Annotated in this window: 26 protein-coding genes; 25 read left to right on the top strand and 1 reads right to left on the bottom strand. The window is 49.6% G+C overall.

Going from position 1 to position 21316, the window contains the following annotated elements:
• Window positions 1–12 precede the first annotated feature (12 nt).
• From OKC42_RS13515 to OKC42_RS13605, 19 genes are all read left to right on the top strand, one after another.
• Window positions 13–855, top strand: coding sequence for a hypothetical protein (locus OKC42_RS13515; protein ID WP_270820014.1), 843 nt, complete (start codon window positions 13–15; stop codon window positions 853–855).
• Window positions 845–1825: a hypothetical protein gene (locus OKC42_RS13520; RefSeq protein WP_270820015.1), complete on the top strand. Its 981-nt coding sequence runs from the start codon at window positions 845–847 to the stop codon at window positions 1823–1825. Before OKC42_RS13515 ends, OKC42_RS13520 begins: the two co-directional genes overlap by 11 nt.
• 18 nt (window positions 1826–1843) lie before the next feature.
• Window positions 1844–2683: a PFL_4669 family integrating conjugative element protein gene (locus tag OKC42_RS13525; protein WP_270820016.1), complete on the top strand. Its 840-nt coding sequence runs from the start codon at window positions 1844–1846 to the stop codon at window positions 2681–2683.
• Window positions 2683–3003, top strand: coding sequence for a hypothetical protein (locus OKC42_RS13530; protein WP_270820017.1), 321 nt, complete (start codon window positions 2683–2685; stop codon window positions 3001–3003). Before OKC42_RS13525 ends, OKC42_RS13530 begins: the two co-directional genes overlap by 1 nt.
• Window positions 3004–4114: 1111 nt before the next feature.
• Entirely contained in the window at window positions 4115–4579 is a 465-nt protein-coding gene (gene pilL2, locus OKC42_RS13535) for a PFGI-1 class ICE element type IV pilus protein PilL2 (protein ID WP_270820018.1), read from the top strand.
• Window positions 4576–5934 (top strand): hypothetical protein, encoded by a 1359-nt coding sequence (locus tag OKC42_RS13540; RefSeq protein ID WP_270820019.1) that lies wholly within the window; start codon window positions 4576–4578, stop codon window positions 5932–5934. The genes pilL2 and OKC42_RS13540 overlap by 4 nt, the downstream gene beginning before the upstream one ends.
• Before the next feature lie 271 nt (window positions 5935–6205).
• Window positions 6206–7072 carry a hypothetical protein gene (locus OKC42_RS13545; RefSeq protein WP_270820020.1) on the top strand — a complete coding sequence of 289 codons (867 nt, stop codon included), beginning with the start codon at window positions 6206–6208 and terminating at the stop codon, window positions 7070–7072.
• Complete coding sequence (locus OKC42_RS13550; RefSeq protein ID WP_270820021.1) at window positions 7069–7677, top strand: transglycosylase SLT domain-containing protein; 609 nt, start codon at window positions 7069–7071, stop codon at window positions 7675–7677. Before OKC42_RS13545 ends, OKC42_RS13550 begins: the two co-directional genes overlap by 4 nt.
• Window positions 7674–8228 (top strand): PFL_4695 family integrating conjugative element protein, encoded by a 555-nt coding sequence (locus tag OKC42_RS13555; RefSeq protein WP_270820023.1) that lies wholly within the window; start codon window positions 7674–7676, stop codon window positions 8226–8228. Before OKC42_RS13550 ends, OKC42_RS13555 begins: the two co-directional genes overlap by 4 nt.
• 102 nt (window positions 8229–8330) lie before the next feature.
• Window positions 8331–10475, top strand: coding sequence for a type IV conjugative transfer system coupling protein TraD (traD, locus tag OKC42_RS13560; RefSeq protein ID WP_270820024.1), 2145 nt, complete (start codon window positions 8331–8333; stop codon window positions 10473–10475).
• Window positions 10475–11146, top strand: coding sequence for a DUF4400 domain-containing protein (locus OKC42_RS13565; RefSeq protein WP_270820025.1), 672 nt, complete (start codon window positions 10475–10477; stop codon window positions 11144–11146). The genes traD and OKC42_RS13565 overlap by 1 nt, the downstream gene beginning before the upstream one ends.
• A 19-nt stretch (window positions 11147–11165) precedes the next feature.
• On the top strand, window positions 11166–11411 hold the full coding sequence (locus OKC42_RS13570; RefSeq protein ID WP_270820027.1) for a hypothetical protein: 246 nt from the start codon (window positions 11166–11168) through the stop codon (window positions 11409–11411).
• A gap of 69 nt (window positions 11412–11480) precedes the next feature.
• Window positions 11481–11960 (top strand): hypothetical protein, encoded by a 480-nt coding sequence (locus OKC42_RS13575; protein ID WP_270820028.1) that lies wholly within the window; start codon window positions 11481–11483, stop codon window positions 11958–11960.
• Between the two features lie 26 nt (window positions 11961–11986).
• A complete protein-coding gene (locus OKC42_RS13580) occupies window positions 11987–12622 on the top strand; it encodes a hypothetical protein (protein ID WP_270820029.1) in 636 nt (211 codons plus the stop codon).
• 451 nt (window positions 12623–13073) lie between these two features.
• Complete coding sequence (locus tag OKC42_RS13585; RefSeq protein ID WP_270820030.1) at window positions 13074–13967, top strand: AbiTii domain-containing protein; 894 nt, start codon at window positions 13074–13076, stop codon at window positions 13965–13967.
• Between the two features lie 497 nt (window positions 13968–14464).
• The gene (locus tag OKC42_RS13590) at window positions 14465–14692 is read left to right on the top strand and encodes a hypothetical protein (protein WP_270820031.1); all 228 of its coding nucleotides are present in this window, start codon (window positions 14465–14467) and stop codon (window positions 14690–14692) included.
• A gap of 6 nt (window positions 14693–14698) precedes the next feature.
• Window positions 14699–14983, top strand: a complete 285-nt coding sequence (locus OKC42_RS13595; protein ID WP_270820033.1) for a hypothetical protein — start codon at window positions 14699–14701, stop codon at window positions 14981–14983.
• Entirely contained in the window at window positions 14967–15266 is a 300-nt protein-coding gene (locus OKC42_RS13600) for a hypothetical protein (protein WP_270820034.1), read from the top strand. The genes OKC42_RS13595 and OKC42_RS13600 overlap by 17 nt, the downstream gene beginning before the upstream one ends.
• 470 nt (window positions 15267–15736) lie before the next feature.
• Window positions 15737–15970 carry a hypothetical protein gene (locus tag OKC42_RS13605; RefSeq protein ID WP_270820035.1) on the top strand — a complete coding sequence of 78 codons (234 nt, stop codon included), beginning with the start codon at window positions 15737–15739 and terminating at the stop codon, window positions 15968–15970.
• Window positions 15971–16016: 46 nt separating this feature from the next.
• Here the strand turns inward: OKC42_RS13605 and OKC42_RS13610 are convergent, their stop codons facing one another.
• On the bottom strand, window positions 16017–16163 hold the full coding sequence (locus OKC42_RS13610; RefSeq protein ID WP_270820036.1) for a hypothetical protein: 147 nt from the start codon (window positions 16161–16163) through the stop codon (window positions 16017–16019).
• Between the two features lie 218 nt (window positions 16164–16381).
• On the opposite strand from OKC42_RS13610, the gene OKC42_RS13615 reads away from it, so the two are divergent.
• The 6 genes from OKC42_RS13615 to OKC42_RS13635 all read left to right on the top strand — a co-directional run bounded on the left by OKC42_RS13615 (window position 16382) and on the right by OKC42_RS13635 (window position 21190).
• Window positions 16382–16690, top strand: coding sequence for a hypothetical protein (locus tag OKC42_RS13615; protein ID WP_270820037.1), 309 nt, complete (start codon window positions 16382–16384; stop codon window positions 16688–16690).
• A gap of 15 nt (window positions 16691–16705) precedes the next feature.
• Window positions 16706–17437: a hypothetical protein gene (locus OKC42_RS13620; protein WP_270820038.1), complete on the top strand. Its 732-nt coding sequence runs from the start codon at window positions 16706–16708 to the stop codon at window positions 17435–17437.
• Window positions 17438–17628: 191 nt separating this feature from the next.
• Complete coding sequence (locus tag OKC42_RS13625; protein ID WP_270820039.1) at window positions 17629–18300, top strand: EAL domain-containing protein; 672 nt, start codon at window positions 17629–17631, stop codon at window positions 18298–18300.
• Between the two features lie 208 nt (window positions 18301–18508).
• Entirely contained in the window at window positions 18509–19057 is a 549-nt protein-coding gene (locus OKC42_RS22735) for a zinc-finger-containing protein (RefSeq protein ID WP_443111666.1), read from the top strand.
• Window positions 19058–19084: 27 nt separating this feature from the next.
• Window positions 19085–19339 carry a hypothetical protein gene (locus OKC42_RS13630; RefSeq protein ID WP_270820040.1) on the top strand — a complete coding sequence of 85 codons (255 nt, stop codon included), beginning with the start codon at window positions 19085–19087 and terminating at the stop codon, window positions 19337–19339.
• A 1446-nt stretch (window positions 19340–20785) separates the two neighbouring features.
• Complete coding sequence (locus OKC42_RS13635) at window positions 20786–21190, top strand: hypothetical protein (RefSeq protein ID WP_270820041.1); 405 nt, start codon at window positions 20786–20788, stop codon at window positions 21188–21190.
• Window positions 21191–21316: the final 126 nt, after the last annotated feature.

Consider the following 21316-nt stretch of genomic DNA (forward strand, 5'->3'; position numbering starts at 1 on the left):
CGAGGAATAAACATGGCGGAAAATGAAACAGAAATAGACCTTAAACGGCTGGATGGTGGCGAACGCTTACTGGCAATCTCTGCACTATATGGTTCAACCAGCATGGAAATCCCGGTTGAAATCCCAGAGCGGTTAGCAGATGTTTTGGCGTCATCAAAGCGATTTATTCGTGACTACCGAGTGAGCTGGAACAGTGTTGTCTCCTTCGGTGCAGACCGCCTCCGCAACGCCTTAGCCATGGACATAAAGCAAGTGGCTGGACTTCTTTCGCAAGTGTGTAATGGTGAAAGTGAATGGGATAACAATCCTCAGAGCCCAATTGAGGGATATACAGAGCCCATGGCTATTGCACATCTTCTTCGCCGCTCACCATCTATCACTCTCACATCAGCTCCACAGGAAATTCTTGAGTCTATACAAGACCAGTCCTTCCTCAATGATGCGATATTTCAAACAGCGACTGCCATTGGTGACATCTTTAAATTCAAAGTGTCTGCCATAACACATGGTGGTTTTGCAGTTGATATGCGCAGCATTGAAAGCAAGGAGCAGATGATAAGAGCTATACCACTCCTACTATGTGGAGCTCAATCTACACGCAGTGAGTCTCTGGCATTTGGCCTTGACAAGATCGCTCTTCGCAATAGCTATCGTGACGAGGATGAACTAGCAGAGGCCATTCAGTGTCGCTTTGGAATTTCCCGAGCAGCATGGGCTAACGCAGCCATGATTTGTCTGATAGACCACTCGAATAACAACCATGTCCATGCTAGATATAGTGTTCTTTTTCGTCTGATTAGACGTTTTTCTTTGCAGGGACTTCAGGGAGAGGAAGGTCATTCCAATGTCATATAAATACGATGAAATGGCATTCTGTTGTGGGGAGCTCCTAACAGAGATCATCAAACACTCTATCCTCAACAGATCGTATGCCGCACCATTCACCCACAACCTGAATGGTTATGGTCTCGAGCATTATTGCAACCCCAAATTTTGGATAAGGGCTTTGCAAAATCGACGACGCGTGCTCGATGACATTTATAATGACCCGAGTGGATGTTTTGGCACTATCGATCTTAGCGGCGTTCTGGCTGCGATCAGGAACGGCATACCAGCCAAACATGAGTTCACGGATGCGAGATATCCTAGTGCGCTCCTTCTGCACATCATTACTAGCGAATTCACCAACTGTTTCATGCTCGCTGATGTCTGCCAAATCACGAAGGATGAACTAATTGAGGTGGTAAAATTCTGTCGAACCAACCCCGCAAGACTAGGTTATCTAGCGACACAGATTGAACCACATCACATATCATTGTCACCAGATATCGCCATGATAATTGGTGAGTCTGCAGAACAGCTGAACGAAGACATCAGAACACAGCAGTTGCTCACTCTGCTCAAAATGAACAGAAAAAAAATCAAACTCATCACCAAGACACCAGCAACCGCGATTGCATGGATGGGCACCCATAACTCGCCAGGCAGACCTCTAGTGAAAATGAACCCTAAGCTTGAGGGCCTCATCGTACATGCAATGAATTTGTATCAGTCCAACTTCAACTCACTGGCGCCAGTTGATCTATTCACGCAAATAGTGAGGTTCATTGTTGAGTTTTACGAAGACGATGAGGATCAAGAAATGCTTCTAAAGCAGGCCGGCCAGCACATTGGACCATTCATGGGCCAGCTTGCAAGATGGACACAATCAGATGTGAGGCGTTGTGAGAATGAGTGTCAGGGGATGAACCTAAACATCGCAATTAATCCGGCCATCAAGACGATGGCCAGCCAAATTTGTGCAGCAGTAGATGTCATAATCTAACGTGAAATGGAGATATATATGAATATGAATAGCAAACTTTTACTTGGCGCTCTCAGTGATGAGAGCAACTCCAGTAACATGCTGAACGAACTGGGTCGACTCAGATCTCAAATCAAGATCGAGATTCACACCTACGAGGGTGCTGCTCTTTTCACAGGAAAAAAACGTGAGTCGGACAACGACGGAATTGAAGACCCGGCTCAACGTAAAAAATTCACCCCACACAACCTCACCATGTTGGCACAGAGCATGATGCTGCTCGAAGGGGACATCAAGCTCGACAATCCATATGCCGATTACTGGTTTGATGTAGTGTGGACTGCGGTGTCCGAACTGCGGAATGAGATCAAAATTAAGCGCGACGCGCTCATCAATCACATGAAAGGCAGAGTACCTGAAAATTTCAGCTCATCGGAATCATTTTCCGTGCAGCCGATGGTGTATCAGGTTAGAAGTGGAAGCCAACTATACTATCAGTTCCTCTATGCTGTTCTTGAAATCGATGCATTTGTCAGATTGGTGATGCTTGCAAGTCACATTGCATTGATTACTCCGAATGCCAAAGCGGCCTATGTAAGAGATGTAATGCGTAGCTGCCGCGCATTGATCTCACGCGCCGCTTCTTATCGACACACACCAGTCACCCGTGATGATGTCGCAGCCAATAATGAACGTGCCCGCATTGCAGAAGAGCGCTACACCGCCATTGGCATTGTACCAACGGAAGGCCACTTCAAAGGGGAGGTTCGTCATGAGTTCGCTCCAGAAATCCATAGTGTTTCAGACAGAAATAACAACCCTTCTGACGCCTATGTTGAAACGGAAATCACGGAGGCAAAAGCTACAGAAGTAGTGTGATGCTTGAAGGTAACGATAATACCTTAAACTTACTCGTGTTAATGGATGATGACCAGATCAAGAAAATCCTCTCAGATGCAGTTGAAGAGCTTAATAATCGACTACGAGGAAAGTTACCATTGGTCATTATTATACATCGCAGCTATGGAAGATTTTATCTACGTTGGAAGGCGACAGATGGAAGTGGAAAACGGTTATCATCCTATACACGGTTTGCATTAGCTCATGATAGTGATACGCGACTGATCGCACATGAAATACAGTTACGTGTGGACTATATAAATGCCCAGGTTGGTCTAATCGCAAAACACTCTCGATAATAGAATAGGTCCGCAAGAGCGGACCTATTTCTTACACGGCACATTTCCATGCTGCCGCCTAACCAGTAGCAGGCCCATTCACAACCGCGAACCACACAAGGATGCACACTTTTACATTTGATCAAGATCAAAAAAACACTTAATAATCAGTCTGTGATACTTACTCTCGGTCTATCAATCAACCCCAAATGACAACCTTTTAAGCCAAAAATCGAGGCGGCACGCAGAGCTCAATACACCTAGGGATACAAAAAAAGACCCCAACGAATCCACACGGCATAATCGCGCCAATACGCCAAGACCCATAAGGCACCAAAAATGGGCAAAATTAGCGCCCCTGAACCTGACCGTATGAAAATGAGAAATACCGATTTTTACAAATAATATCAATAGCATATGTTTACACGGCATCAGAGTATCTTGCCGTGTAAACGCAAGGCGGCATGTTGCTCAGATGCCGTGTAGGCCGCTAGCCCAACCCCATCAAGGCCATGAGGGCTGCAGACCAGGTTTTCCCCCACACCCCCTTTAATGGTTAAGGGCAGCGACAGCCTGCCCCCTCCCTTCCCGTTCCATTGGCCCTTGAGGGTAGTCCCCCTTAGCTTGAACAGGCATTCGCGATCAGATAACATCTAAAACGTCATGGTGAACGTGACACAAACAGCGCCGCGCAGATCGTCGGCAAAAACGATCGGCCAGTTAGTCAGAGGAAATCTGGCCAGACGAGAGGCCCAGGGGATAGCAGAGGCCAGGATATTAAATCCTTCCCCAACAACAAATCTAATTGCTAGGAAAATGAACCGGCATTTAAATTTCAAGAAACACTAGAATTCTCTTAAGGCACCTCACGGTGCCTTAACTTTTTGTATCGCCAAAATAAAAAACACCTTCTCACCGTCACAAACAAAAACACCCAATATTAAGAACATGGCCATCGGATGAACGCGCTTACCAAGAAATATTATTCGCCAAAATCCCCAGCCAAATCTCTCAGACAATGCAACACCACCTATTCTATCGAGCCAATAAATCCACCAAGAAAAACGCGTCCATTTTCCAGTGCCTCTGCGTGGTAAAATCGGCGTCTTAAATCAACAATGGATGCCTCGTGATGATGACAGTTAAACGAACACTGACAGCGGTAGCCATCATGGTGGGGATGGCACATGGCGTTGTTGCAGCTGCGTCGGCAGACCGATATACCATATCGCGCTACACCACGATTGATACGACCCCAGAACTTCGACAATCAAATCCTCTACTCACGGTCGTGAGTTACTCATTTCCTCCAACAGTCGTGACCGTTGGGCAGGCGATCAACTACACGATTGAACAGACCGGCTACACGCTAGCATCAATGACAAATCTACCAGAATCCACAAAGGTAATGCTCACCCTCCCCCTGCCTAGTGTTCAGAGAAAATTTTCTTATGTCACCGTGCAGTCAGCGTTGAAGACCTTGGCTGGTGATGCGTTCATCTTGCTTGTGGATCCAATTCACCGAGTCATTACCTTTGTGCCATTCCTGCACGATGATGACGAAGAATTATCAGCAGATAGCGGTACAAAAAAATGATAGAGAAAGATGAAAAAGATAAGCAGGTAGGTGCACTATTCGCTTCGCTCGGTGGTAGCGAAAAGCCAGTATCTCAGGGTGAAACATCTAAACCTATTCCCACCAGTGTCGAGCAGAGGACATATGAAGATGAAGAGTCTGTTGATCCAATGTCGGTCGCCATGTCGATCGTTGGTGACGATGTAGAAAACATGTGGATTGTGGAGGGGGAAGTAGAATCCCACCCACAATATGTAACGGAGGGTGTTGGCAAAGACGATCCTTACACTCCCGATAGTGACACAAAAGAGGAACAGATCCCTCCCCCGCAAACTGATGGCTTCATACCCGGCGCACCTATCGAACAAGAGCTACCGGCGTTCAACAGCCTCGATGATGACTTCCATGCTAAGCAGGAGACAACTCCCACTGAGACAGATAGTTCCTCCACCTCATCAGCGAACAATGGTGGATGGTTTTCACGCTTCAAAAAGAAGCGTGAAGTGCATGTGAAGGAGAAAGAAACTGAGACAATGATCCAGGATGACGTAGAACAACCACTCCATGATGGGCCGATCAATACATTTGCCTCTGCACAACCTCAGCAAGTTGATGAGGCTGAAACAGAGCCGACCCAACCCTATAGTTCAAACCGGATTAGCAAGACGACCATAGCGGCCGCATTTGTCGGAATGGCCTTGGGTGTTTTTAGTTTTGGCATATCTTGCTACGCAATAATGGCGATCCCTCGCACTCAAGTTGAGGCCAGCTATCTGGCTGAGATTAGATCAGAGATTGTGGCCAGAATGGATAAGATTGAAAGCAACATTGCAGTTAGAGCAGGTGAGAGCGCCAAAACTATGGAGGATATAACTAAAAATATTCAAGCGCATGATGCCGATCTCTCTTCATTGGCAACTCAACTCAGAGATATTAAGTCGGTCACTGAAAAGATGTCATCAGACACCGAACTCGGCCTTACCTGGGCGAGGCAGACTCGTCAGATGACAGACAACCTTCAAGAGGCCATTGATGCACTTCGCAATGAGCAGGATAAGACCATCACAGAACTTGCCAAGCTAAAGAAGTCACATACCACAACATCACCTCAACGCGTCACAAATGCTGCGTTCAAGACAGGCGTGACTCCAACTATGCAGCAGGCAACTGTCATCGAAGGGTACTCACTCTTTAGCATTGATGATTGGGGTGGCGTACTGCTTATCACATTGATCAACGGAAATGATGTGAAGCGAATGCAAATCGGAGACGAGCTCGGGACATGGCGCCTAGAAGGAGCAGACAGACAGGAAAGACGAGCTATGTTTGCACAGGCGAATAGGAGAATAACTGTCGTTGCTAGTGGAGGAAAATGATGCCTAACCGCGTTCTCCTTTCATCCATTATTGCAGTGTTACTAAGCGGATGTAGCACGATCAGTAATTTCGCCCAATCTCTCGCAATGGACACTGACACCGACGCAATCCAGTCGCAATCTGTGCCGACAGTAAGAGCCTGTTCACAGGATGAGTTACTTGGTCTGCATTCACTCTACATAGACTCCTCAAGACCCTACTTTTCGGGAGGGTCCGTAATCATTTATGGCAGAGATGGTTCTCGCTGCCGCTTATCCATGAGGTACCTAAAATGAAATTTGGCAGCACACTTCTCGCTACCATTGTGGCAGGAATACTTGGTCTTTCGGCATCAGCATATGCGCAACAAGCTGGGACTGAAACATCCAGAACTCCCTTCAACTCATCATCTGGTGGCCAGGTAGAGGCGAGTGAGAGCCGAGTTACACCAAACTATCTCCAGTGGACCGGAGAGGATATCCGTCAATCGCAAGCCTGGGGTATGTCTCAGACGGAGTGGATGGAATACAAGCGGCTGATGTCAACAGGACAGAATGCAGCCTACTACGCCAATAAACCCGAGCTCACACCATTGATGGTTATGGGCATCAATGCCAAGACCGATTATGAAAGAACACGCTTTGCCAAGCTTTCCGTTGATATGGAACGTGAACGGCTTACCAAAGAGATCAAGTTTGACGAGGCTGTCAACCAGTACATTAAAACCCTGATCCCGACTCACCCAGTCTGGATGAGAGATGATGAGCGGAGAGCATGGGCCAAAAGGAATGCAGTGGCTGGTATCAACAGCACCAAAGCATCCGGGAAAGAGAACACTCTTGCCGTACCAATAAAAGACACCAGAACGGTTGCCTATGTGGATGCCGCAAACTGTGACTCGAAGTGCGTAGGCTTCATAAAGGGATTGGCCGGCCGCAGTACGAAACTGAATCGACTGGACCTCTTTGTTCTAAACGCTGGTACTGACGATGACTTGCTGAGCTTTGCCCGCAAAGCGGGAATATCGAGCCGGTTACTTTCTGATGCGCGAGCAACAGTGAATTATGACAGTGGTTACTACGCTAGATTGAAGCCGGCACCAGGCCTACCCGTTGCGTATCGAGTTCAACTGAATGATACGGTTGAGCTCAAGCCATGAAAATGAGAGCGGTCAGCGCCGCATGCACCCTGTTACTCCTCATGCTCTCGGGCCCAACGACCGGGAGTGAATCAACAGGAACGGCACGGAATGGTGCAACCCATCAAGTCAAGCGAGGCAAGGTTAAAGTGGCGCCCATTCCACCAGCCTTCTATGAGGTCGCTCGAATAAAACGAGTGCCAGCTGATCTGCTCTATTCCATCTCCCTACAGGAAAGTAAGCTCCCCACGAACAAAGGACGAGTGGTTCCATGGCCATGGACAGCAAACTTTAAGGGGAAAGGATACCGCTTCAAGACTCGGGTTGAACTGTATCAATTTTGCGAGGGCCTCCTCAAAAAGGGGTATCGAAGCTTTGACATTGGAATAGCACAGGTGAACTGGCTATGGCATTCCGATCGGTTCAGCGGCGATCTATGGGCCGCAACCGATCCGTGGACCAATCTCAATGCTGCAGCGGATTATCTATCTGAGCACTACAAGACCTCGAAAAACTGGTGGGTGGCTGCTGGCCAGTACCACCACCCTACAGATCAGGCTCGCGCAGCCACTTACAGACAGTCGGTATACAAACAATGGCAATTTGTGAAAGAAACTCTGCAGTGATCGCAGTAGCAATCATGCTCTCCGGTGCAGGGCTGCCTGCAAGAGGTGATGTCCCAGCTCAAGGTGTTGTCATCTATCAGACAGATAACGCATATCCGATTCGGAACTGGGTTGATGATGACTTCTACAGTGATCTGAAGAAGCCAGAGTCCCTCGACCAGCTGCAAGCCAACTTAAAAATGGCCGTGGATAACTTACGTCCGACATCAGAGATGCTGCCCAAAATTTTCCCAATTGAGCCCACGCTGATTAAGCCTGTCGTCCTGCCTGGCACTCAAATGCTCAAGGATTTGCCTGAGCTACCCCAGCCCCTTTTCATACTTGGCACAGATGAGTACAGCATTCGGTGGTTTGAGAGCAACAAGGAGGTGCTCACTCAGTATGGGGCAGCCGGAGTGTTGACCAAGGCGAAGAATCAAACGGAATGGGAATACATGCAAAAGCTGGTGGCCCCCCTGCAACTGTGGCCAATGAATGCAGATGCGTTGACAGACCAGCTAGGGGCCCCGGGCTACCCCATCATGATCACCAGGTCCGGATTCTTTCAGTAGACAGGTTTTCCATCTGGGCCGGCATTACGCCTGCAGGAAAATGACGCAATCCATCTGAGGACTGATCCAGTTTTCTCCAAACATTGAATATGGCCAAAATCCATGACAGCAAAATTTGAGATAGAGTCACTTCTTCGTCCACCAGTGGAACTGTATAGCTCAGCAATTATGGCTGGTGGGTCTGCGCTATGCTGGCTTGCACCGCAACATCTCATGATGGTTCCATCGGTAAGCTATGCATGTGGCAGCATTCTTGCGGCCGGGGCGCTGAGTCGCTTCCATGACGGTTGGATAGTCCACAATTACCACAAGAGTTTGACTCGTCTTAGTTACTACGAGATGAGGCCCCAGGATGTCCCATGCTCCCAGCGCCTTAACTGGATCGGCAGAGGGTTTGAGTGGAAGCCGATCCACACCCAGCGGATGATAGAGGCCCAGTCAATCAAGGCGATGAAGTACCTCGAACCCAGCCAGCTAAGCAAATTGGCACGCAGGGCAGAGATCAAGCTCGAGGGCAAAGGAAAACTGGCCGAGGCTATTTCCAGAGCTCTCCGCAAGGACAGTCCATTGAACCCTGTCCGCCCCCTCCCCCCCGTGGGAGGTTCACCTATCATGCATGCCGTTGAACCATATGAGATGGACGTCTACGAGGATCTTGGGGAGCGAGTAGCCCATAAAATCGTAATTGGTACCACTCGGGTGGGTAAGACGAGAGCTGCAGAAATCTACGTTGCGTCGGATATCGCCCGCGGAGACGGCTGTACTGTGTTTATGGACCCGAAATCCGATGCCGGCATACTCAAGCGCCTTTACACTGAGGCCAAGCGTCACAATCGACCATTCTTCATCTTCCACTTAGGGTTCCCAGACATTAGCTGCCGTTACAACGCGGTAGGCTCATTTGCCCGAATTTCCGAAGTTGCAACCCGGGCCACCAGCCAGTTGGCCAGCGAGGGAAATAGCGCGGCGTTTGCCGAATTTTCGTGGCGGTTCGTGAACATCGTTGCTCAAGCCCGGGTGGCCATGGGGAGTCGCCCTAGCTATGTGCAGATCCAGGGCGATATTGCAGACATGGAGCCATTGTTCAACGACTACTCCGAATATTACTTTGAGAAGCACCGGATCCCCCGCTGGCGCGAGGACGTCTCAACTATTGAGTCACACATGAAGGCCCCCCCTCGGCACATGCAAAGCCGCTCCAAGCGTACTGCTGCCCTTGAGGCATACATCAAGGGGAAACGAATTTTCGACCCAGTATTGCTGGCCTTGTTATCGGCCATCCAATACGACAAAACCTATTTCGACAAGCTAACTGCATCCTTACTGCCATTTGTAGAAAAGGTCACCTCTGGCCGGCTGGTCGAGCTGGTGGCCCCCACATATGATGCCAAAGACTCTCGCCCAATCATCGACTGGATGACCATCATGCGGCAAAAGGCCGTGGTCTACATTGGCCTAGATGCCATGACGGATAAAACCGTGGCGGAGGCCATTGGCGGCTCAATGCTTTCCGACCTGCTCTCGACCTGTGGCTATCTCTATAAATATGGGATGGAAAAAGGGCTGGTGGACGCCAAGAACGGAGTGTTACCGAAGGTTTACTTGCACTGCGATGAATTCAACGAGCTGGCCACCGACTTCGCCATACCCATTTTGAATAAATCCGGTGGCTCCGGGGTTCGATTTACGGCCTATACCCAATCTGTGTTCGACTTGGAGGCCAAGCTGGGTGATGCCGCCAAGGCTCAACAAATGCTATCGAACTTCAACGCCATCATCATGCTGCGTGTCAAGACGATGGAAACCGCTGAACTCCTCACCAACCAACTGCCGGAAGTTACAATCAGTGAGTTGGGCGCAATGAGTTCCGCACGAGACAACTCAGATGTGACGAGCACGATTCATTTTGAATCGAATAACGCTGACACAATTGGCACACGCCAGGTCCCCCTCTTACAGCCATCAGACATAATCCGGCTCCCTAAAGGCCAGGCTTTTGCACTCCTCGATGGAGCAAAACTCTACAAATTGAGGTTCCCGCTGATGGATGACAAGAAAGACAACATCACGATCCCCAAAGACGTAGAGGAGATCTGCACGTTGATGGAGGCGAATTATCAGACATCTGACAGCTGGTACAACAACCTGAGCTCTTGGAAGAGCATTGAACGACCAACTGCGGCTAACAATCCATTTGGCCAGACCGCGGCGAATCTACCTGATGAACTGGCAGCGAGGGTTGCCTGATGGCCACACCGAATGAACGCATTGATTTAATCTCCTTCGTGGTCATCTCGATAGGGATGGTAATGGGCGCCACTGTTACCGGCGTGATTATGGAGTGGATTGGGATGTATTGGTTCTGGCCGGAGCAAGGGGCTAAACACGCGCTCCAAATGGTGATCGATGAAGCAAACTATCTGAATAAAGACTTCCTTGATGCGGTGTTGTTTGGCTGGACCCCGATTCAAGCTGTCCACTTCGTGACCGAGGCTATAACCGGATCCCCAATGGGGCCTGACGTGCTGGACCCCGCGAGGTACCGCTGGCTTACATCATGGTCGGCCCCCATGGCGGTGTTTCAAGACTACCTACTAGCCGCGGTTTACATCACCATTGTGTGCCTTATCCGCACAGTGATCGTGCTGTTTACGCTGCCATTGTACGGACTGTTTCTTTTTATCGCGTTTTTTGACGGCCTTGTGCTGCGAGACCTTCGTAAGTACGGCGGTGCCAGAGAGTCAGGGTTACGGCACCACTATGCCAAGCGGATGGTTTTGCCAAGCATCTGGTGTGGCTGGGGTCTGTACTTGGCCATCCCGGTAACCATCCATCCCAACTGGATATTGGTGCCTAGCGCCTTGTTGTGCTCGCTGTCATGTTGGCTTGCTGTTCGGTTCTTCAAAAAGCACCTGTAAACCGGTATTGGAGGTGAACGTGACCAGATCACAGATCGTAGCAATCCTGAGTCGCTATCCCTTTCTGGAGACATCTCAAGCTCTGGAAATGCTTGCTGACAGCCAAGACGAGGCTCTCTGCATGCAAGAGGTGCTCGCGATCTGGGATCGAGTTTCAACATGCCTGGATCATCACGAGACTGACGACCGCTCAGGAGAATTACGGCGTCTTGAAAATGAGCTGGCAGCGAAAGGTACTTTCCGCGTTCTCGATGTCAGCGAATAGTTGATCACCATTCAAGAATTCACCAAACACAGAAAATATCCTTATTTTTTGCAATGCGAGGAGTAAAAAATGAAATTTTTAAAGGTTTTATTTAAATCATTAATTACCTTCCCGTTTGTCGTGTTGTTTTGGCACACGCCATCGATGATGCGGGCAGCCATCCCTGTGGGCGCGGAACTGATTCATTACCTCTTAGGTCTGATGACCAACATCATGTTTTTTCGCTATATTGATGATATTGGCTGGATCCAAAATGAAAATACATGGCCGTATGTCGGCTTGTTTTTTGTCGTGCTTTTTGTAATTACATTTATGCAAACAGCAAAGCATATGGAGCAAGATGAAGAATATGATGCCCGATGTGCGGCCGAGCGTTTAGAAAAACAGCAAAACAACCCATGGGGGCCATATTTTGGACAACCGGTTGATGCCGCCAGCGTGAATATAGAGCTGACAAACGGAAAGATCTTGTGGCGCGTACCCGCTTGCAAGCTCGAAGAGCTGGCCGAAGACGTGAAACTATGGATGCCGACAAAGCCACGTACCTAATCAAAACCGTTTAGCAGGGAAAAGCCATGTTTTCAAAAACACCTTTAATTATTATCGTAGCGCTGAGCTTTGCGATGGCTATCACTAAATTCTTTTACCCTGAAGTTGGGACAAGTGATACCGACATTACCTATGGCAGACTAGAAGCTGTGGTTGAGTTTTTAAAGCTGATAACACTTGAGTTTAGTATTGCTGTAGCCGCTCTGATTTTTTTTGTCATAAAGAACTCCAGCAAAAAAAGAGCATTTATTAAAAAAGAAATGTGTGACATCATCGCATTGGCGCTCATTGTTTTTATACCGATTGCATTTATATTTCTGTCTATTGATTTATTTCATGGAGTTATTGGTTGGTTAATGAGGGATACCGATGTCGTATCCCATACAATTCAGCTTGCAAGAATGTCAGAAAGCATTGATGGGGCAGATGAATTGATTAAAGAAACCAACAAGGCAATTTTATCCTTATTGAGGGATAATAATAGATTCAACTACCATCGATGGGTATTGGGAATAATTATTTATTCGATATTCATGTCGTTCCTTGGCTTAATTTTTGTTATTGAATACTGCAAGCGCAGAAATAAACCATCAATTGGATACATACCACTCCCCCATAATACAAAAAATGAAAGCGATATATGCGACACAACAAATTCATAAGGGGTAGGCAATGCGATACACACTCAGCGTTATCCAACACTTCCGATCTGGACATCTTACTCTCCAACACACCCTCTATGCGCTGCGCATTAAGCCTGTAGCCGTTTCAAGCAAGGGAAAGGTCTGGATAATAGATCCAGACTTCAAGGTTTAAGAGACATCTACTGACTTAGGGCCTATCAGAGAGCACCTGAAGTAAGCCACCTGACAGGTAAGGCTAATGGCCAGGGAAGGCGCCGCATCAGCTTGGTACCCATCAGGTGGCGGCATAGCATAATAGACAGCCCGGCAAGATGGCAGCAAAGTTTCATCCAACAGCTGCCCTTTATGCCCTTCTGAATCCCTCACCAATGCGACATAAAGGAGGCAGCCACTGTTGCTGGTGGATGACTGCAACCAGAACAGCACAACCCGGGTACAATGGGGTACCATTTTGCCCTGGAGAACCTCGATGCCCGCCCTTATCCCCGAACTGATCGCGCTGGCCAGCGATCCGACCGTCAAGACAACCGACCTGCTGCGCAAAGCGTTGGTAGCGGCCCGCCTGCTCAAACAGCCAGAGTGGGCCACCTGGATAGATTACGAACTTGATGGATACCCAGAAGGGATTGACCCCCCCTCCTACCGTCAGTTGAGGGGAGAGTTGTATTTCACTACCCCAGGGCGGGGCTTATCAGCACTTCCAATCGTAAATGTTGAGCTACACGAACTGATGTCTTCCTGCCTCTTCTACTATCCCATCGGGGCGGTGGAGGCGTTAGCCACTGGCGGCGAGCAAATCAGGCTACCCATGGATGCCCATAAACAGGCATTGATATCGAAATTGTATAGAACAGAGACCCCATCAGAAACCAGGTTTGGTGCAAACCAGGTCCAAGTCTTACTCGACACTGTGCGTAACAAGGTACTTCGTTGGGCGCTCGACTTGGGCGATGCGGGGATCCTCGGGGAAGGAATGAGTTTCACGCCTCAGGAGCAGCAACAGGCCCAGCAGCTGGCACCGGAGACGCACATTCACATCCGGGATTTCACCGGTGGCCAACTGATGCTGAACTCCCCGGCCGGCCAGCAACAGCAAACAGTCACCGGTGACCAGAAGGTAGCGGCACTGGATGCTCTGCTACCTTGGTTGCAGCAACAGGTCGAAGCGGGACAACTACCGCGGGAAGAACGTGATCAGCTGCAGAGCCAGCATGCCGCGCTGCAGGCGCTGGCCACGTCACCCAAGCCGGGCTGGCATGTAATAGGGGCATTGGCTAGCAGTGTGCGGGCGATTCTGGAAGGGGCCGGCGGCGGGGTGCTGACAGCACAGGTGTTGGGCTGGCTGACCACATTGGGCGGCTAACGTCCACTGCTCATCATCCTCTTCCACCAGGTCAGTAAGCGCCAGTAGTTCACCATGTGAAGGGCTAGCTCCGGCACCAGGCACTTGCATCCTCAGATAACGGTTGATAATGCGACCGGGAACCAAAACAGAAGCATAGAGGACACCATGCAAGAACAGGCTTTAGACTACCTAATCACGCTGATCCAATCTGGCTATGAATACCCGGATGCAGAATGGAAGGCATCCCAAAAATTTGGGATATCTTGTGATGAACTGAGAGATCTCTACGATGCAATACCGCGAAACAGGACATCATAATGACCAAACGACTTCTGATGTGGGCGTATCTTGATGGGTACCAACAGCACTTATGGCCCCGCTGGTGGAGAAGCCTAATTGCCGGCACGCCGCTCCATAGGGCGTGGCTAGCGGGTCATATGGGGTGCTTTGAACCTGATGGTGGAGTTTGCAACAGAGAATGGTACACCAGCAGGTAACCCCTAAAGGAGATAATTGTGAGCATTATTGGAATCCCTAAAATCAGAATGCAGGCAAAGGGCCTATACCACGCCGGAAATACTGAGGCAGCCCAATCCCTAAAAGACTTGGCCGATGCCTATGAGTACCTTGCGGCCGAATATGGAAAAGTTATGCAACAGGCAGGGTTCAGTGAAAGCCGATTGGCGACTGAAAAATATGCGCTCACTTGGGTAGACCCAGCAAAACGTCCGGCTGGGGAGTGATAAATCATGGCAAATGTGTTTTCAGAACAGGTTGACAAGGCTGTCATTGAAGCGGCTGCATGTCGAATTGCTGTCTACCCAAAAATCTATGGTTGGGCCTCAGAGCGAGTACAGCTGGAACTTGCTGATTCAACCCAGCAGCTCGGGGAAACAACCCCAAGCAGAGGTGGGGGCCACTATCTAATTGAAGGAATGGATCCTAAAGAAGCAGCTAAGGCCGCACAAAAATTGCGTGGGAAAGCGGTTAACGTAATTCACTTTGAGAAGGTATTAGATGGAATCGCAAGATGATGTGGAGATCGTATGGAACGCCGAACAATATCTTTCATCTGTGCCGGCAGACATTGATACTGTTGCTGAAAGTGGTGGGCTAATGGCGTGGGCTGAGGCTGAATGTGCATTCTCGGAATCGATCATTGAAGGAGGAGCATCTGCATTAGCGGCCGTAGCAGCAGACCAAATACGGGTCCAGCTCCATCAGCTTGCTGAAGCCTCCCCTAATTGCCAGCAACTGCGAATAGGCAAAAAAATTATACATGAGGCCGAAAAACTATGGGCTACCAGCAAGGAATGAAAAAGGGCTGCCCTACGGCGGCCCTTTTCTTTGCCAGAACAGAGTTGTGCCAACCCCAATGGGGACATAATTTGAATTTAATCACATTCTAGGCATCTGATTGATCGTTAACCCCCAACGGGGAACCACGGCTATTCCGATCCGATGATTGAGCTCTGCGGCCGACAACCCCCGCACACGGGGGAACTACCAATTTCAATCCAATGATTGATATCTATCAGTCCGACAACCCCCGCACACGGGGGAACTACCAATTTCAATCCAATGATTGATATCTATCAGTCCGACAACCCCGCACACGGGGGAACTACCCTAAATTTCACACCTATTGGCGGCAAGTTTCCACCACTTCTTGACACGTTCATGACCGACACATTTGGTGAAAACATGAGGTCAGCGAAAATATACCATGCCGCCACTTCCAAACACAAAATCAAGTCAATAAGTTGAAACCAACGGCAGTACGAACCGTGCCAAGAAAGAACGACGACGAAACCGGCTTTGCCGGGCAGGCAAGATCGGCCATCAAGGCCGCTATGGATGAAATGGGCCTCCAGGTAGGAGGCCTGTTTGTGCTGCTCTATGAGCGTGAGCCTATCGGCTCAGAGGTTCAAACGCTGCGCAACCGCCTGAACCGTGGCAACCCTGTTATGCGTCTCAAAAATGCCCCCCCCCTGCAGCAGCGGCTGATGGCTGATGGCTGATGGCTGATGGCTGATGGCTGATGGCTGATGGCTGAATTCTTCGGCCTTACAGCGCCAGAGTAAACCCCCTCCTGATCTCCTCCTTCCTCACGTCAAGGCATGGCCAGACGTGATCCGGCTCGGCGTACCCAAGCAACATCTGCACCACCTCGATGTTGCCAGCATTGTCCGCCCGCCAGAGGACGGAGATCATCTCATTTCACATCACGGACTAGCTGGCGGCCGGTGATCGAGGCGCCCCGGCACTTGCCCATGGCGAAAGGCGGCGGAATGACGGCGTAGTTTTATCGACCAGAACCCAACCTACAAGCTGGCAGCGCTAATTTATCCACCAGCTCACCAGACTGGTCAATTTGCATTAGCTAAAGAGCCATTACTCTATCTCCAACATTGAACAACCCTGGAGGGGTAATGGACTTTAGCAAAGCGATAGCCACCAATATTGAACTGCCACCAATGCAGGCTGAAGCCAGAAACACCATTCTCGACATCAACATGGGCACCAAGCTGACGGCGGCAGAGAAGGACGATTTCTATTCAAAATGCGGACATTTCCCGGCCGACATTTTCCTCATAAACGATCACTGCTTCACGATCATCTGCTACACGCCAGATGACTGGGAGTTGATACCGCTGACCAAGCAGGCCAGCGAGCGGTACCGGTGCCAACACTTGATCAACACCAGTGATTTGCATCATCGCAGCCTTACTATTCACTAATACTTAGAGGCACTCATGACTAATAAACTGACGGCGCCCCCCCGGGAGCTCCCACAACCAGAAGCCAGCTCACTGTGGTTATTTTTAAGTAGCCAACAGCTAGCAATCGTTCGCTACACAGCCACTATCGAGACAAAGCTATTGGTTGTTTATTCGCTGTCAAAGAACAGCGACGAACTGTTAACTCACCCACTAGAGACCTGGTATCAGGTCGCTTGTCGCTATGACCCATTAGCTACCAAAACGCGGGCCGCTCACACGTCCTATCAACTCATCCTGATGTCACTGGAGGCTCGCCTCAAAGAGCATTTAATGCAGCGGCTTGGGGCCGACGGCGCTGGCCTATCGACAGAATCCCTCATGTTGACTATTGAAGCACTTGAGAAGATCGCATTTGAGCTGTCATGCCAACCAAATGAGATCTTGGGAGAGCTTTTCGGTTACCCCGAGGAACACACGCAAGAGGCCATGCCAGAACTGGCCATGGAATCAATCTCGCGCTTAGCATTGATCCATGATGGAGTCTTTGACGCTGCCGGCATAGAAGACTCCCGCCACTCGATCAAAGTGTTACTCGATGCCAGGGGGGGGAAGATGTGTTGTGTGGAAATTGAAGCTTATGCCGCCATTGCAAGCAGCCTAGTGAAAATGCAGGTTCAACTAGGAAGAGTCCGGGAAGAAGACTACGCGGAGCAGCTTGCAGAAGTTATGACTTGGCCCCTTATTGGGTACCCAGTCGAGCGTTAAGCATCATGGCTGCAGCCACCTTTTCTCCCTGTTGCTGCAGCCATTTGCCCACAGAATGTTGGACACTTATCCAGCGATTCTGTGGATAACTCTCTAGGTCGACAAAATTAGCGGATATTTCGGCATAGGATTAAGCCACATCAAGCCGTGTAGACTGCCGTTGCGTTGATTCCATTCTACGGTGACACCCCATGCTTATAGCGCGACAACCCATCTTTGACACCAGAACACACAAAATACATGCCTATGAGCTCTTAGCGCGAAATGGGTCCCTTTCAGTGTTCGTACCTCCTGCACCGCAGGACCATGCTTGGGCCCAGATTGACAGTGGGGTTGTAGAGATGGCCGGCCAGCTGCTGAAGCATGATAGTCATCTGTTCTTGAATGTGAGTGAGCAAACCCTGCTGCATGACAGGTATTTCCTACCCTGGCTGTCCCATATCGAAAGCAAGCTTGCGTGCCATACAGTATCGATAGAAGTGACCGAACATGTAAGCACTCGAACGCTCGATAAACGTTGGGAGCACCTGAGGTCATTGGGGGGGATGCTGATCATGGATGACTTCGGAAAGCAGAACTCTACATTGGAACGCATATGCGGTTTCGACTGGGATGCGGTCAAGTTCGAAGCAAGCCAGCGCGATTATTCAGAGCTCCAGTATGATGCCATTCAAACCTGTGCAGACAGGGGGATCCTAACTATCGCCGAATGCATTGAAACGCATAGCCAAGCCTCTGCCGCCAAAAAACTTGGGATGTACCTGCAACAAGGCTATCTGTGGGGAAAACCTGAAATAGTCAGACACGCTCAACGTCATAATCCCCGGCATTTGGGTCAACCTGCAACCGAAGATGGCCGATGAGTGAGTCGGGCGGATATTGACTACGCCCGATGGGTATCAGTCTCACAACGAATAGCAGACGAGTACCACTCATGGTGGTCAGCCTTGCCAAATCGCCTGACAGAAAATATTGATCATCCTACTGGTCACCCCAGCAGGCCTCCCCCACCCCTTGCATTACTGAAGACAACGAGACAATCGCTATAGGCCCAGAAAAGAGGACTTAGCCATGTCTCGTCAATCTGCACACGATCCTTTTCATCCGAAGACGTGTCCCTACTGCACGTCACCCGTTGAGTTTGTGAGCAAGCGGGCCCTGTATCAAGTTTCCCCAGCAAAGGCTATGGTTTACCGTTGCTCCCGAGCTAGCTGCGATGCATATATTGGTTGCCGTGCCGGCACAGACATTGCGATCGGAACTCTGGCAAATCCAGAAACTCGACGTGCACGACGTGAGGCATACGCCTGTCTGAATGCCGTTATTGAATCCGGCCGAATGAGCAAGAACGAGGCGTATGCATGGCTAGAAAACCTTCTTGGCTTACCATATAACCGCAGGGGGATTGGATGGCTGGACGACCACGAATGCAAGATCTTGGTCAAAGCCTGCAGGGACATTTTAAGTAACTCTCGCTACGAAGCGTCAATGCGAGGCATTGCCAGTCTACGTGCGCTATTCGACGCAAAAAGGGAACCACAGAGTGAACAGCCCAAAGAGTCAAAGACTGAACGATTTATGGAGCGTTATAGAGCGCTTACTACACCTAGGTTATCTTAGCTCCTGACATTTTATGAGGTATAGGCAATGGGCGTGATAGTAAATAACCTTGCTGCATGGTTGCAACGTAATGGCATCCTGTTTGCTAGCCACCTAATAGGAACCGGCTTGATGATGCAAGTATTGAAGTTGGCGAGCAGTGAAAATGAACCACTTATTATCGGTGCGGCGGTGGTAATTGGGGTAACTGGTGCGATCTGGATGCATAGAGCAGCAAAACGGTACCAGGCCATAATCGGCGGATACACTGCCAAGAGCTTTGATGAAGACCCTCGCAACTAGGGGTCGCTTCAGAATTCGGAAATGAAAGCACGGTAAGCCTGTGGAGTGACCGCCCATCTCACAAACGACCGTTTTTGAGAGGCCTCAGTGAGAATAAGTTCCTTGCCAAGGCTGGCATAGCGCGTCTCTTTCTCGAAAACCACTCTCATATTGCACGGCTGAAACAGCCGAGTTTCGAGAACCACGAAAATGAGGCTTCTCGGGGTTAGCAGCATGAGCAAAGGCGCGCCATTGCTGGGAATCGAATCCCTTAACGTGCTTTAATTTCCGAATTCTGAATCGACCCCAACTAGCAAGTTGGAGGTTTTAACGTTCGGACGCTGGGAGGGATCTCCCAATGTTTGCATCCAGTGGCTTGCTTCGGTAAGGTGTCATTGTCCTGTTCTTGGATAAACTTACCGCGTTTGTAGTTTTCTATGGGGCCAATACAATGGGCCCCACTTTTTGCCCGCACACAACGCCCCCATTTCCACCGCACATACCTATAACGACCTGACACTGACGTCGGCGCCAGCCGAACGGGCGCCGACGTCAGTGTCGGAAGCAAGTGGGTGTATGTTGCGCTGAATGCTGCAACACTGTGCAACAAGCGCAACAAGCGCAACACACTAGGCTCCTTTACATCATTTTAAAGCCAGAGAAACCGCGCAGATGTTTACATGATGCGGGGATAATAATATGCTTTTCCCGTCCTCGGTGCCTATTAGAGGACAAGCCTATCGGCTGGTACCAACATCCAACCTCCGGCTTATGCCGCCCCCCCTACCCTGATCTACCCCAAGCCCTTGATGGCTGATTCTGCATGTCTGCTCACCGGTCTCCGGCGCCAGCGCACATGCAGAAACAGCCCCTGGCTGTCTATGGCGCCCCGATCTGCAAGCGCCACTTGCGATCAACATCAACCCGGATACAACCCACAACTAATCAGCCCTTACTGGGCTAGGAGTTCATATGATTATTGAGTCAGTTAAGGCTGCTGAATTACAAAAACCTGTTGTCTGGCTTAGCTGCTGCTGCTGTGGAGCCTCTACACTCGGCCGCCAGTGGCACAATCGTGATACCGGATATGGACTATGTGATGACTGCATTGAATTTTGTCACAGAGGTGAAACAGCAGACTCGTTTCAAAGTCTGTATGGAATGAAAGGGGTTCATTACTCGGTTGAATAGCCTCTCAGACCTCAAGACAGCCATTGGGCTGCCTTGAGGTTCCTCCCTAATGCCATTGCCTTCTGTGGCCTCTCATCCCCCGATCGGTAACTGAACTTCAGGCTGGTTCTGAATGTTCGCTCCTCAGCACCAAGTTGGGTCAAGCGTATATCCAGAAACAGCCCTTGGCTGTCTATGGTGATCGGTCTGCAATTCACCACTCGTGATCTACACCACCCTGGGCTACCGCCCAACACCAACCCGCCTCACAAGGGCCATAAAACCAGGAGCATACCCATGCTTACAGCCATCAATAACAAAAACGGTGAACAGCGCTCGTTTGACCACAGCGATCCCGTCATAGCCTTCTCATTTTTGAAGGCTCAAAAGCTCAAACAGATATCCTTTTGGCATTGCCAGGATCGAGCTGGTAAAGCCGCCTATCTTGGCAAAATCACACATGGCGAGTTTTCCTGGTCATGGGGAGATTGGTCAATCCGCTACTCTCAGCTTAACAAACAGGAGCTGCAGAAGGCCTTTTTGGCTTCAGGGGGAACGCTGTGCCCTCGGTGTTGTTCAAGCAGTATCGATGGTTCACATATTGAAATAATCGGTAGCGTTGCATCACAGGAACAAAGGTGCACTGATTGTGACCTTGATTGGAATGCTGCATACACCCTGACCGGTATCGAAATGTCATAATGAAAGCCCCTCAACCTCACCAGGTTGAGGGGCTTTTCTTTTTGTTACAGAAAGGATCTTTTGGATCGTGTTTGATCTGACTGTGATTTTGTGAAAAAACACCAAAATGCTCCGAGTCGTTTAGAT

The organism is Aeromonas sp. Y311-2 (assembly GCF_027706025.1).
Classification (GTDB): Bacteria; Pseudomonadota; Gammaproteobacteria; order Enterobacterales; family Aeromonadaceae; genus Aeromonas; species Aeromonas veronii.